Here is a 13349-nt window from a genome sequence, read left to right as displayed (position 1 = left end):
CCTGTTAAAACAATTCCAAACAACGAGGAAATGCCAACGTCCGGCTGAGCAATCATGAACAAACATCCAACCTTTCAAACACGTGCGGCAAGAACGGTCGACGAAATCACGCAAGGCCGCCGCTTGCGACGCATGCGCAAGGCCGATTGGTCGCGGCGTCTGGTTCAGGAGAACCAGCTGACCGTCGATGATCTGATCTGGCCGATTTTCCTGTGCGAAGGTACGAACCGGCGCGAGGACATAAACGCCATGCCCGGTGTCCAGCGTTTCTCCGTCGATATGGCGGTGCGCGAGGCAGAGCGTGCAGCCAAGCTCGGCATCCCCGCCATCGCCACGTTTGCCAATATCGATGCGGACCTGCGCGATGATGCAGGTTCCGGCATTCTCGATCCCGATAATCTCATCAACCGTGCGACGCGGGCGATCAAGAGCGCCGTGCCGGAAATCGGCATGATCACCGACGTCGCGCTCGATCCTTTCACGAGCCACGGCCATGACGGCATCCTGCGCGATGGCATCATCGTCAATGACGAGACCGTCGAGCAAATCACCCAAGGCGCCGTGCTGCAGGCAGCAGCGGGTGCCGATATCATCGCGCCGTCGGACATGATGGACGGGCGTATTGGCGCTATCCGCGATGCCTTGGACCAGAACGGCTTTCAGGACGTGGCGATCATGGCCTATGCCACGAAATTCGCCTCGGCCTTCTATGGCCCTTACCGCGAGGCGATCGGAACGTCGGGCCGTTTGAAGGGCGACAAGAAGACCTACTATATCGACCCGGCAAACAGCGATGAGGCGGTACGCGAGGCCGAGCAAGATCTGGCCGAGGGCGCGGATTCGCTGATGGTGAAGCCTGGCCTGCCCTATCTCGATATTATCCGCCGGCTAAAAGACACCTTCGCCGTGCCGACCTTCGCCTATCAGGTTTCCGGTGAATATACGATGATCAAGGCTGCTGGCGCCAATGGCTGGATCGACGAGGAGCGGGTCATGATGGAAACGCTCCTGGCCTTCAAGCGGGCCGGCTGCGATGGCATCCTGACCTATTTTGCACCGACCGTGGCGGAACGTTTGCAAGCCGGTTATTGAAATCTTCTTGATATTTTGTTCTCGAATTCCCAATTGCAACGCAACGGCGATGTGTCCGTCTTGTGAACAGGAAATGAAATGAACACGAAGACCCTTGATGGCGAAATTGTCACCAACCGCCTTGATGATTGGCGGTTGTATCAGGGCGTGCGCACGAGCCGCATCTTCGCGTTCCTGATCGACTATGTGATTGTTTTCTTCCTGTGCATTCCCGTCGCGATCCTCATCGCCATCATTGGTGTGGCGACTCTGGGTCTCGGCTGGATATTGTATGGCATCATGTTTCCTGTTGTCGCCCTTGCCTACGTCGCAACAACTCTTGGCGGACCACGCCAGGCGACGAAAGGCATGCAGATGATGGGATTGAAGCTTGAACGTCTGGATGGGCAGAAGGTCGACGGCTTGCTCGCGGTCGTTCATACCGTCCTGTTCTGGTGCCTGAACGTGGTCCTGACGCCGCTCATTCTGCTGGCAACACTGTTTCTCGATCGCAAACGCACTGTCCACGACCTTTTGCTCGGCACGGTTGTCGTTCGCGCTTATAACTAATTTCAAGGGCTCCTGATCTGGAGCCCTTCTTCATTTGGCTTGGTAATATCATGAACTTACGCTTCTTGGCGTTCGCTACTGCGGCGCTTGCACTCTATGGCCTTGGCACCACGACCAGCATGGCAGCGTCACCTGCAGGACGGTTTTGCGGCGAGATGATCTCTAGTGGTGACTATCGTGATGTGGAGACGACCCTGAATGTCGCCAGGGATGGCCATCTTTCCGGCACCTATGAACTCGATGAGCCGGATGGTCGCGTCGAAGGCAACCTGGTAGAAAAGGACATCGGCAGCGGCACGTCCCGCGCACTGGTCTGGACTGACAAATATGGTACCGGGCTTCTCTACCTCGACTTCTCCAGTGATTTTGACGGTTTCAACGGAAGCTGGGGCAGCTCCGTCAATGGCAAGTATGATGCACCCAGCCATTCATGGAATGGCGCGCGCTGCGGCGGAGGTTCGGTCAGATAACAGCCAGCGAACCTAACTCGTCCAAGACATACACATCTGAATACAATATAATTGAATTGACGTTTCAGGCGGTCATAGGATTCTATAGGTGTTAAGACCGTCTCAGGACCTTGGATGACCCATCAGCCGCAGCAATCACCGCAGTTCTTCCTGACAGCGCCTTCGCCCTGTCCTTACCTGGAGGGTCAGCTTGAGCGCAAGGTCTTCACGCATCTCGTCGGCGGTCGCGCCGCAGAACTCAATGAACTGCTGACACAGGGCGGCTTTCGTCGCTCGCAGAATATCGCGTATCGCCCGGCCTGCGAGAACTGCAGAGCCTGCGTATCGGTACGAATCCTAGCGGGCGAGTTCAAGCAGGACAAGTCCATGCGCCGGGTCTGGAACCGCAACCGCGATTTGATCGGGAATATCCACCACGCCGAGCCTTCTACCGAGCAATATTCGCTGTTCCGGCATTATCTCGACGCGCGCCACAACAAGGGCGGCATGTCAGAAATGACGGTGCTCGACTATGCGATGATGGTCGAGGATACGCATGTGCCAACGCAAATCATCGAATACAGGCGGCGCGGACCCGACTCCTTCATTACCAAGAAGGGCGAAGGTGAACTCATCGCCGTCGCCTTGACGGACGTGATGGGAGATGGGCTGTCTATGGTCTATTCCTTCTTCAACCCGGAACATGCAAGCCGTTCGCTCGGCACATTCATGATCCTCGATCATATACAGCGCGCCGCAGCCGCCGGTTTGCCGCATGTCTATCTCGGCTATTGGGTCGAGGGTTCGCGCAAGATGCAATATAAAATCCGCTACAAGCCGCAGGAACATCTCGGCACAAAAGGCTGGGAACGCCAGGATTAGATGAGCTTTGTACCAGCGAATTTTGTGCCCCCCGCAGGACTTGACGGGCAAGACTTCCGGCTTGAGCCCCTTGGGCCGCAGCACAATCTGTCGGATCACCAGGCGTGGTCCTCGAGCATTCCCCACATCCTTGCAACGCCGGGTTTCAGCGACTGGCCGCCACTGCAAGGCATGAGCCTCGAAGCCAATCTTGGCGATCTCGAAGAGCACGCTCGCGATTTTACCAACCGCACCGGATTTACCTATACGGTGCTCGAAGGGTCGCAAGTGATTGGCTGCGTCTATATCTATCCCTCCAAGCAAGATCCGGCGATAACGGTTGTGAGGTCATGGGTCACCGCCGACCGCGCTTATCTCGACACGCCGCTGTACGAGACGGTTTCCAGCTGGCTCAAAACATCCTGGCCGTTTGAACACGTCTTGTATCGCTGAACTTTGTTTTACGTTCTTGCGCCTCTGGACGAAGATTGTCCTTCCAGCTAGACCACGCGGCATAACAAAAATACGGGAAACGCCGCCGCATGTCTCAACTTCATCTCGATCACCGCAAAGGTCTCCTTATCACTGGCCTCGGCGGATTGATCCTGTCCGCAGATATTCCCCTGCTAAGGCTCGGTGAAGGCGAGACCTGGTCGACGCTGCTTTTGCGCAGCGGTACGACATTCATCAGCGCCTTTGTCATCTGGGCGGTATGGAGTCTTGCGACAGGGCGCGCGCGTACGATCGTTCCCGGCCGCGTCGGGTTTTTGGTCGCAGGTCTCTATGGCCTCGCTTCGATCTGCTTCATGATCGCGGTCTATAATACGAAGACGGCTAATCTTGTCTTCATCCTGGCGTTCAACACCGTGTTTTCAGCGTTGCTGTCCTGGGTATTCCTGAAGGAACGACCGAAGACGGTTACGTTCATCGCCATGTTTTTCATGCTCATCGGCGTCGGAATCATTGTGCGCGAGGGGCTATCCTCCGGTCATGTTTTCGGCGATCTGGTGGCTCTGCTGTCCACCTTCATTCTTTCCACAGCGATCACGGTCAGCCGCTCTTCGGGCAAGGATATGGGATTTGCCGCGATTATCGGCACCATGTTGCCGATGATCGTCGCTGCCTTTATGGTCTCGCAGAACGGTTACACCGTGGCAGTACCCGGCTGGATCATTTTCAACGGCGCGGTCGTGACGACCCTCGCCTTTCTCTGCCTCGCTGCTGGTCCACGGTTCCTTTCTGGACCTGAGGTTGCCATGTTTTATTTGCTGGAAACCGTGTTGACGCCGATCTGGGTCTGGCTGGTCTTTGCAGAACGGCCCAGCGATCCGACCCTTGCGGGCGGGATCATAATCATTACATCGCTCGTGAGTCATTCGCTTTGGCAGATGTATCATGCGCGCAAGAGGTCACGGATAGCAGGCTTGGTCCGCCATCCGATCTAGAGACAGAACCCTGGAGCAAGCTTACTCTGCCGCTTCAATAGCAGCAGGCTTCGAAGGCAGCAGAGGAACGGTGTGAATGCCGGGCCTCACGATGATCCCCGGCTCATCGGGCTTGTTCGGACGGAACGACCAATGGAATACACGCGCTGTCCAACGGCTGACATCGTCCATGATCGTGTAGAAAGACGGCACGAACACCAGTGACAGGACGGTCGAGATCAACAGGCCGCCAATCACCGCAATCGCCATCGGCGCACGGAACTCACCGCCGTCACCGAAAGCCATGGCTGCGGGCAGCATGCCGGCCGACATGGCAATCGTGGTCATGACAATCGGGCGAATACGCTTGCGGCCCGCGTCGATGATCGCTTCATTGCGCGGTATGCCATGTTTCACCTCTTCGACGGCGAAATCGACAAGCATGATAGCGTTTTTGGTGACGATGCCCATCAGCATTAGAATACCGATGACGACCGCCATGGAGACCGAATTGTTTGTCAATAGCAGCGCGACGGCGACACCGGCGATCGACAACGGCAATGACATCAAAATGGTGAAGGCGTGGAAAATACTGCCGAACAGCAGGATAAGAACGACGAACACCAGCATCAGGCCCATGATCATGGCATCGCGGAACCCGGCGAAGACCTCGCCCATGACTTCGGCGTCGCCGGTTTCCTGGATACGCACGCCCTCCGGCATGGATTTCGCCTCCGGCAGGTTCTTGACGATAGAGAGCCCCTCGCCGATCTCCTTGCCGCCGGCCATGTTGGCGCCGACAACGATACGCCGTTCGCGATTGAAGCGCTCGATCGAGGACGGCCCTTGCCCGAAACTGATCTGGGCAATGGATTCCAGCGGCACCACGACTCCCGATGGTGTGGTGACGGTCAGCGTACTGAGAATCGATAGATCGCGGCGGGATTCTTCGGTCAATTGAACGCGGATCGGTATCTGCCGGTCGCCGACAGTGTATTTGGCAAGATTGGGATCGAGATCACCTTGCGTCGCAACGCGCAACGCGTCCGACAGCGCTGTTGTGGAGATGCCCAGCTCCGCCAGCTTGTCCATGCGGGGCGTTACGATGATTTCCGGTCGATCAAGCGCCGCCGTCGAAGATACTGCCTGAAAGTTGCCAGTCGCAGTCATGGCGCTCTGCAGTGAGCGTGCTTGTTCATTGACCTTGTCGCCGTTGCTGCCGATGACGCCGACAGCGAATTCGCGCTCTCCGCGGTCATTGACGAAATTCGCCCGCAAATCAGGTACTTGCGACAGTTTGTTGAAAATATCCACCTCGACCTGCTTTTGCGTACGTTCACGCTCGCTCTTATGACTGAGCTTGACGATCATCGTTGCGCGGCGGGTGTCGAGAGAGCCCGTTGGCGAGGCGCCGCCGGTTATATAGGTTTGCTGGACCTCGGGAATTTCGCGGACCAGCGATGCCGCTTCGTCGGTGACCCGGCGGGTCTCATCGATCGGTGCTCCTGGCGGCAGCTCGAGGCTGACGGCGACGCGCGCTTCGTCCTGCGGCGGCACGAAACCAGCTGGTAGAAAGCCCATGGCCCAGATCGCGATGGCGAAAATGGCCACGCCACTGAGCAGCGTCAGCCATCGATAGCGCAGAGTGACGGTGAGGAAACGGGTATAGGCCTTGATCCAGCCAGTCTCCTGCTCGCCATGATGCAGGCTCTTGCCATCGCGCAGAAGATAGGCCGTCATCATCGGTGTTATCAGACGGGCGACGAGCAGTGAAAAGAACACTGCGACGGCTACCGTCAGACCGAACTGCTTGAAGTACTGCCCGGCGATGCCGCTCATGAAGCTGACCGGTGCGAAGACAGCGATAATGGTCACCGAAATGGCGATAACCGCGAGACCGATTTCATCGGCGGCTTCGAGCGACGCACGGTATGGCGATTTGCCGGATCGCATGTGCCGGACGATATTCTCGATCTCGACGATGGCATCGTCGACCAGGATACCCGTCACCAGCGTGATACCAAGCAAGCTGATCAGATTGAGCGAAAATCCGAGCATGTCGATGGCCCAGAAGGTCGGGATTGCCGACAACGGCAAGGCAATGGCCGCAATCAAAGTAGCGCGGACATTGCGCAGGAACAGGAAGACCACGACGATCGACAACAATGCGCCTTCCACCAATGAACTCATGGCGGATTCATAATTGCCATAGGTGTAGTTCACCGAGTTATCGATGATGCTGAAGCGCGCGTCGGGATATTTCTGCTGCAGCTGGTCCATTCGGGCCTGCACCAGCGAATAGACATCGGCGTCACTCGCGCCCTTGGCGCGGAATACGCCGAGCGATACGACGGTCTGGTTGTTCACGCGCGCAAAGGACTTTGGCTCCTCATAGGCGTCGGTGATCGTTCCGAGCTGATCGAGCCGCACGGACCGTCCCCCAGCAATCGGGATTTCCACTGCCCGTAAATCATCAAGGGTGCGCGATGCGCCGAGCGTGCGGATCGTCTGCTGGGTGGTACCGAGATCGCCGCGTCCGCCGGTCAGATCGGCATTCATCGACTTCAGCGCACGATTCACATCGGCAGCCGTCACGCCAAGTGCGGTCAATCGATCGGGATCCAGCGCGACGCGGATTTCACGCGTGACGCCGCCATACCGCTCGACACGTCCGACGCCTTTCAAGCCCTGGATATCGCGGAGGATCTTGTCATCGACGAACCAGGAAAGCTCTTCCGAAGTCATTGTCGGCGCCGAAACGCCGTAAGTCAGGATCGCAGAACCCTCCACGTCGACAGAATTGATTATCGGCTCCTTGATCGTCGCGGGAAGGTCATCGCGGATACGCGAAACTGCATCCTTGACGTCGTTCAATGCCTTTTGCGTATCGACCTCGAGCCGGAACTCCACGAGCGTCGTGGAATTGCCTTCGGTCAAATTGGTCGTGACATTCTTCACGCCAGTGATATTCGCCACCGAATCCTCGACCCGCTTGGCGATCTGCGTTTCAAGTTCCGTCGGCGCCACGCCTGGATCGGTGACGGAGACCGAAATCAAAGGCACATCGATATTGGGAAAGCGTGTGATGGGCAACTTGGCAAAGGCCATCAAGCCCAGCACCACCAGCACGACAAAAAGCAGGATCGACGGGACGGGATTGCGGATAGACCAAGCGGAAATGTTCCAGTTCATTTGATGGCCCCCGTCGCCTCGCCGCTTACCCGGACAGGTGTGACGCGATCGCCATTGGCAACGAACGTACCGGCACGCGCCACGACATCTTCGCCCTCCCCAAGGCCCTGCAGGACCTCGACAGCTCGATCATTGCGAATGCCAAGCTCAACCTTGCGGCTTTCGATGACACCATCCTTGACCACCTGCACGAGCGCTGACGGCCCATGGTAAACCACGGCGGAGAGCGGAACGCTGACGCCTTCGCGGCGGGTCAGCTCGATGACTGCCCGGGCAAAGTTGCCGGGCCGGATCGATGCATTCCTGTCCAGCGCGATTTTGACCGAACCCAGACGCGAGCTTGCGGTGATCTCCGGCGATATGAGGCGGACACGGCCGGCAACCGGATCGTCCAAGCCGGATACGCGGACGGAGACCGGCATATTTTCTTTCAAGCGCGGCAGATCGACTTCAGGAATATTGGCCGCCAGCTCGAAATCGCGATCACGGGCTATGCGGAACAGCGGGCCGGCATTGAAAGAGACAATCCCACCGAGAAGAGCGTTGCGACTCAACACCACGCCGCTTGCCGGCGCCCTCACATCGGCCTTCTCCAGTCGCAGCAGGACATCGCGCTTTTGCGCAGCAACGAGCTGCAATTGCGACTTGGTGGCGGCCAGGGCCTGCCGGGCCGTATTGAGACGGGCGTTGGCGCTGTCATACGCGTTGGTGGCGTTGTCCAGTTCCATTTTGGAGTTGATGCCCTTCATCGACAGGGCACGCGCCCGCTCGAGAGCTTCCTGCGCCTGGCGGACGGCAATCTCCGCGTCGACGATCTGCGCCTCGGATTGGGCAATGGAAGCATCGGCCTGGGCGCGCTGCGCTTCGATCTGAGCCAACTGGATTTCGAGCGACGATTTATCGAGGCGCGCGAGGATATCGCCCTCTTTCACCACGTCACCCTGATCGGCATTCAGCTCCAGAACAAGCAAACCGGCGACATCGGTGCCTACTGCCACCTCCTGGCGAGGCACGATCGTACCGGTGACGGTGAGCGTTGCGACCATTTCATTGATGCCTGCAGGGATGACATTGATGACCGGCGGCTTGGCCTCGTGGATAGCTGCCGCCGTTTTCTCGTCGGCAAATCCGCTGGTCGTCACGGACGCTGAGAGGCCCAGGGCGAGAGCCAAGGAAATCAGGACTTTTTTGCTGTTGTGGCTCATTGGAAGACCCGGGGTGAGAGCAATATTCATTTGTTCGCCAGAGGATTTGTGGGCCGCAGCAAGCCGACGGCGAGCGCGCGGAACACCGGTTCCAGCGCCTCAAGCGGTACGCCTTGCGCAGGAAAATTACGCATGATGATCCCCTCGCCCATGGCAGCCAGTGACGCCACCGCGAGCTCGAGATCGGTGACAGGATCGATCTCGCCGCGTTCCTTGGCGGCGGAAAATGCTGCGAGCAGCTCTTCGCGCATCAGGCCTTCGTGCAGGTCACAGATGCCGGCAACGCTTTCGTTACGCATGGATTCGGCGCGCACCTCGACAAAAAGACGGGCGCTGGAATCGCGAGGCCCCGGCCCCTGATCATTCATCGACATCTTGCGCACGTGATCGAGGCCAACATTCGTGATGGCATCAATGATATTCTTTGACTGCGACATCCGTGCGAGAATTTCCGCACTTTGGTGACGATGAGTCGCGGCAATCTTCTCGATGATCGCTTCTTTCGAAGGAAAATAACGGTAGAGCGCTCCCGGGCTCATGCCGGCTTCCGAGCAAATCTCATTCATGGACGCGCCACGAAAACCGGAACGTATAAAACAATTCATCGCGGCGGTGAGAATGCGTTCTTCCTGCGCCTCGCGATTGCGCGCGCGCTTGCCGAAGAGCTTGGCGACGAAACAACGAGGTTCGTCGTCCGCGGCATCGGCCGAGATATTTGCAGCCTGCTTGGGCAGGGCCTGATCAACCATAAAGCACCAAAAAAGAGAGAACGTTCTCTCTCATTTACACGACGCTCAAGGGAAGATCAATACGAGAATGATCATTCTCGTTTCCTACAAATCGAACTGGTTGTCAGGAAAACCTGCCGGAACGCGGGAAACCCTTTGGCACCATGCGCCCCGCCGTCGCGCGCGGCCCGGCCCATTCGAGCAATTCGAGCTTTCCGCGAGTGAAGCTGCGGCCGGATGCATCCTGCCACGTCAACCCCTGCTCCATCGTGAAAACGCGGATATCGGCGACGCCGCCATCCTTATAGCGTTGCAGACGAACACCCTTGCCGCGAGCAAGTTCCGGAATTTGGGTAAGGGGAAACACCAGCATCTTGCGGTTTTCGCCGACGATCGCAACGCTGTCGCCGCTGATCGGGATGCAATGGCGAGCTTCGTCGGGCGTTTTGACGTTCATCACCTGCCTGCCCTTGCGTGTATTGGCGATCACCTCGGCCTCGGGCACAAGGAAGCCATTGCCCATATGAGACGAAAGGAGCAGCTTTCGCTCCGGATTGTGCACGAAGGCCGTTACGATATCCTGGTCGTTCTCCATGTCCACGATGATCCGGATCGGCTCACCGTGACCTCGTCCGCCCGGCAGGCTGTTCGCGCCGATCGTATAGAACTTGCCCCCGGTCGTCAGGACGAGGATGCGGTCCGTGGTCTCGGCGTGGAAGGCGAGCTTGAGCTTGTCGCCTTCCTTGAAGGTCAGCGTCGAAAAGTCCGCCAGGTGCCCCTTCATGGCGCGCAACCAGCCTTTTTCGGAGACGACGACCGTTACCGGCTCCTTCTCGATCATGGCGTGGTGCATGTCCGTCAAATCATGCTGCGGTGCATCGGCGAAAGTGGTCCGGCGCTTGCCAAGCGGCGTGTCCGGGCCGTACTTTTTCTGCATCTCGGCGATCTGCCAGGAAATCGTCTGCCATTGCTTGGCATCGGACCCCAGCAATTCCTCGATCTGCTTCTTCTCGCCTGTCAGGCCGTCGAATTCCTTGCGGATCTCGAATTCCTCAAGCTTGCGCAAAGAACGCAAACGCATGTTGAGGATGGCTTCAGCCTGGTTGTCGGTGAGTTCGAAGCGGCGGATCATTTCCTGCTTCGGCTCGTCTTCCTCGCGAATGATGCGAATGACCTCATCGATATTGAGGTAGGCGATCAGCATGCCGCCAAGGATTTCGAGCCTGCGCTCGATCTCGCCGAGACGATGGCGGGACCGCCTTATGAGGACGTCCTTCCGGTGTTCCAGCCATTGCTTCAGCACATCGCGCAGCGACAGAACGTTCGGTACCTTGCCGTTCGAAAGCACATTCATGTTCAATGGAAAGCGCGTTTCAAGCTCGGTCAGCTTGAACAGGGATTCCATGAGGATTTCAGGATTGACGCTGCGGCTCTTGGGCTCCAGCACGAGCCGCACGTCTTCCGTGGACTCGTCGCGCACGTCGTCCAGCAGCGGCAGCTTCTTCGCAATCAGCAGCTCGGCGATCTTTTCGATGAGTCGTGATTTCTGCACCTGATACGGAATTTCGGTGACGACGATATTCCAGGTGCCGCGCCCCTGATCTTCGACCTGCCAGCGTGCACGCAAGCGAAACCCGCCACGCCCGGTTTTGTAGGCATCGAGAATAGCCTCCGGTGTCTCGACCATAATGCCGCCGGTCGGGAAATCCGGACCGCGAACTTTGGTCTTTGGCGGGTCCTCGTCCTCGGCCTGGGACATCAGGTCTTCGACCGTCGCATCCGGATGCTTGATCAGGTGCAGCGCAGCCGCACAGAGCTCCGACACATTGTGCGGTGGGATCGAGGTGGCCATGCCGACTGCAATGCCCGAGGAGCCATTGGCGAGCAGATTGGGAAATGCGCCGGGAAGAACGATCGGTTCCTCGTCTTCCTCGTTATAAGTAGGGCGGAAATCAACTGCGTCCTCGGTAATGCCTTCGAGCAGCAGCATGGCGACATCGGTCATCCGCGCTTCGGTGTAACGCATGGCTGCTGGATTATCGCCATCGATATTGCCGAAGTTGCCCTGCCCGTCGACAACGGGATAACGCACGGCAAAATCCTGCGACAGCCTCACCAGCGCGTCATAGATCGACTGGTCGCCATGCGGGTGGAATTTACCCATGACCTCGCCGACAATACGCGCGCATTTCGCATAGGACTGATCGGGCGAGAGACGCAACAGGCGCATGGCATGCATGATGCGGCGGTGAACCGGCTTCAACCCGTCGCGGACATCCGGCAGAGCGCGATGCATGATCGTCGATAGTGCATAGGCAAGATAGCGTTCTTCCAGCGCCGCCTTCAGATCGACCGGTTCCACATTATCATCGCCATTGTCTGGCGGAATCAGGCTTTTTCCCATGTCAATGGACTATCAACTCACTGAATCCCGGGCAAGTGATGATTCGCCTAGATCACAGGCTGGTGGCGATCATCGCACGTTCAATTGCAGAGAGCTTGCGTCCACACCTCAAATCTGACTTTGTAGCGCCCAAATTGCATCACAGTCTTACCGCTCCTGATGCGTTATGGTTGAAAACAACAGGGATCAAAATATGCCTCCAATCCATCCTATGAAGTCGGGTCTGCGCGTTCTTGCAGCCGCCTCGGCTCTCTCCGTTTTATTTGCGGGTTCGGCCTATGCGGTCGATGGCGAAGCGGTTGCCGCCCGCTTAAAGGCCATTTATGGCGAACAGGGCGGTACGATGGAGTACAGCCATGTGGAAACGCATGACTCGACAGTCATTCTTCAGGACACGAAACTGTCGACCGCGGGCATGAAGGAGACCTTCAAAGTCGGCGATATTACGCTCAGCGACGTCGCCGACCTATCGGGCGGCGGATTCAAAATTGGTACGTTGGCTATGCCGGATATCAATTACACACCGCCAGCCGAGCCAGACAGCAAAATAAGCGTCCAGGGCATCAACCTCCAGGGCATCACCCTTCCACCCGAGGGGGCGACGGAACCATTGGCCAAGGTTTTTCAATACGAGAAAGCCGAGATCAAGCACGTTGCCGTCAATGCCAAGGGCAAGGATATTTTCGCTGCCGATGATTTGATTACAACGATCACACCGCTTACCGAGACGTCACCCGTTACTTTCACGAGCAGCGTCGCGCGCTTCAAGGCCGACCTTTCTGATGTGCAAGACCCAAAGACCAAAGAGGCGCTAAAAGCGCTGGGATACGAGACCATTTCTGGAAAGATCGACGCCGCAGGGACATGGAATATGTCCGACGGCCGTCTGAATATGGAAAAAATGGACTTTGTCGCGGACGATGCTGGGACGCTCGGCATCAAGATCGACATTTCGGGCTATACGCTCGATTTCATCAAGGGCATGCAGGAAGCCACCAAGAACATGGAGGGCAAGGATGACAACGCCAAAAGCATGGCCATGCTCGGGCTGATGCAGCAGCTGAGCTTTACCGGTGCGTCCATCCGTTTCGATGATGCTTCACTCACCAACAAGGCGCTGGATTATCTCGCCAAACAGCAAAATGCCAAGCGCAGCGATCTCGTCGGTCAGGCCAAGATGATCTTGCCAATGGCGGCGGCGCAACTCGGCAATGCGGAATTCGCCCAATCGCTTGCGGCTGCCGTCAATGCCTATCTCGATGATCCGAAAAATATCGAGGTCAAGGCAGCTCCCGCAAAGCCGGTGCCCTTTGCCATTATCGCTGCCGGCGGCATGGCCGATCCGAAATCGCTGATCAAGACCCTCGGCGTCACGGTGAACGCCAACCAGTGATCAAGCTGATCCGTAAAAAGCCTGGCAGCAATGCCAGGCTTTTTGTTTAGTT

Annotated in this window: 11 protein-coding genes; 7 read left to right on the top strand and 4 right to left on the bottom strand. The window is 57.5% G+C overall.

The window, feature by feature from the left end:
- Positions 1 to 54: 54 nt before the first annotated feature.
- From hemB to J2X72_RS13805, 6 genes are all read left to right on the top strand, one after another.
- Positions 55 to 1092 (top strand): porphobilinogen synthase, encoded by a 1038-nt coding sequence (gene hemB, locus J2X72_RS13830; protein ID WP_310072756.1) that lies wholly within the window; start codon positions 55 to 57, stop codon positions 1090 to 1092.
- Positions 1093 to 1170: 78 nt separating this feature from the next.
- Positions 1171 to 1641 (top strand): RDD family protein, encoded by a 471-nt coding sequence (locus J2X72_RS13825; protein WP_310072754.1) that lies wholly within the window; start codon positions 1171 to 1173, stop codon positions 1639 to 1641.
- A 50-nt stretch (positions 1642 to 1691) separates the two neighbouring features.
- Positions 1692 to 2111, top strand: a complete 420-nt coding sequence (locus tag J2X72_RS13820; protein WP_310072752.1) for a hypothetical protein — start codon at positions 1692 to 1694, stop codon at positions 2109 to 2111.
- A gap of 114 nt (positions 2112 to 2225) precedes the next feature.
- The gene (locus J2X72_RS13815) at positions 2226 to 2972 is read left to right on the top strand and encodes an arginyltransferase (RefSeq protein WP_112551303.1); all 747 of its coding nucleotides are present in this window, start codon (positions 2226 to 2228) and stop codon (positions 2970 to 2972) included.
- Complete coding sequence (locus J2X72_RS13810; RefSeq protein ID WP_210002233.1) at positions 2973 to 3404, top strand: hypothetical protein; 432 nt, start codon at positions 2973 to 2975, stop codon at positions 3402 to 3404.
- An 89-nt stretch (positions 3405 to 3493) separates the two neighbouring features.
- Complete coding sequence (locus tag J2X72_RS13805) at positions 3494 to 4396, top strand: DMT family transporter (RefSeq protein ID WP_310072749.1); 903 nt, start codon at positions 3494 to 3496, stop codon at positions 4394 to 4396.
- 21 nt (positions 4397 to 4417) lie between these two features.
- On the opposite strand, the gene J2X72_RS13800 is transcribed toward J2X72_RS13805, so the two are convergent.
- The 4 genes from J2X72_RS13800 to parC all read right to left on the bottom strand — a co-directional run bounded on the left by J2X72_RS13800 (position 4418) and on the right by parC (position 11904).
- Positions 4418 to 7567: an efflux RND transporter permease subunit gene (locus tag J2X72_RS13800; RefSeq protein ID WP_310072748.1), complete on the bottom strand. Its 3150-nt coding sequence runs from the start codon at positions 7565 to 7567 to the stop codon at positions 4418 to 4420.
- A complete protein-coding gene (locus J2X72_RS13795) occupies positions 7564 to 8772 on the bottom strand; it encodes an efflux RND transporter periplasmic adaptor subunit (RefSeq protein WP_310072746.1) in 1209 nt (402 codons plus the stop codon). The genes J2X72_RS13800 and J2X72_RS13795 overlap by 4 nt, the downstream gene beginning before the upstream one ends.
- A gap of 26 nt (positions 8773 to 8798) precedes the next feature.
- Entirely contained in the window at positions 8799 to 9521 is a 723-nt protein-coding gene (locus J2X72_RS13790) for a TetR/AcrR family transcriptional regulator (protein WP_310072744.1), read from the bottom strand.
- Between the two features lie 103 nt (positions 9522 to 9624).
- Positions 9625 to 11904, bottom strand: a complete 2280-nt coding sequence (parC, locus tag J2X72_RS13785; protein ID WP_310072742.1) for a DNA topoisomerase IV subunit A — start codon at positions 11902 to 11904, stop codon at positions 9625 to 9627.
- A 193-nt stretch (positions 11905 to 12097) separates the two neighbouring features.
- On the opposite strand from parC, the gene J2X72_RS13780 reads away from it, so the two are divergent.
- A complete protein-coding gene (locus J2X72_RS13780; protein WP_310072740.1) occupies positions 12098 to 13297 on the top strand; it encodes a hypothetical protein in 1200 nt (399 codons plus the stop codon).
- Positions 13298 to 13349: the final 52 nt, after the last annotated feature.

It is taken from the genome of Phyllobacterium sp. 1468 (assembly GCF_031455525.1).
In the GTDB taxonomy this organism is placed as follows: Bacteria; Pseudomonadota; Alphaproteobacteria; order Rhizobiales; family Rhizobiaceae; genus Phyllobacterium.
This window is presented reverse-complemented; position numbering and strand designations above follow the sequence as displayed.

Coding starts and splice junctions, on each gene's coding strand:
- J2X72_RS13805 (WP_310072749.1), top strand. CDS start 3,494: ATGTCTCAACTTCATCTCGATCACCGCAAAGGTCTCCTTATCACTGGC.
- J2X72_RS13800 (WP_310072748.1), bottom strand. CDS start 7,567: ATGAACTGGAACATTTCCGCTTGGTCTATCCGCAATCCCGTCCCGTCG.
- J2X72_RS13795 (WP_310072746.1), bottom strand. CDS start 8,772: ATGAGCCACAACAGCAAAAAAGTCCTGATTTCCTTGGCTCTCGCCCTG.
- parC (WP_310072742.1), bottom strand. CDS start 11,904: ATGGGAAAAAGCCTGATTCCGCCAGACAATGGCGATGATAATGTGGAA.
- J2X72_RS13790 (WP_310072744.1), bottom strand. CDS start 9,521: ATGGTTGATCAGGCCCTGCCCAAGCAGGCTGCAAATATCTCGGCCGAT.
- hemB (WP_310072756.1), top strand. CDS start 55: ATGAACAAACATCCAACCTTTCAAACACGTGCGGCAAGAACGGTCGAC.
- J2X72_RS13810 (WP_210002233.1), top strand. CDS start 2,973: ATGAGCTTTGTACCAGCGAATTTTGTGCCCCCCGCAGGACTTGACGGG.
- J2X72_RS13815 (WP_112551303.1), top strand. CDS start 2,226: ATGACCCATCAGCCGCAGCAATCACCGCAGTTCTTCCTGACAGCGCCT.
- J2X72_RS13780 (WP_310072740.1), top strand. CDS start 12,098: ATGCCTCCAATCCATCCTATGAAGTCGGGTCTGCGCGTTCTTGCAGCC.
- J2X72_RS13825 (WP_310072754.1), top strand. CDS start 1,171: ATGAACACGAAGACCCTTGATGGCGAAATTGTCACCAACCGCCTTGAT.
- J2X72_RS13820 (WP_310072752.1), top strand. CDS start 1,692: ATGAACTTACGCTTCTTGGCGTTCGCTACTGCGGCGCTTGCACTCTAT.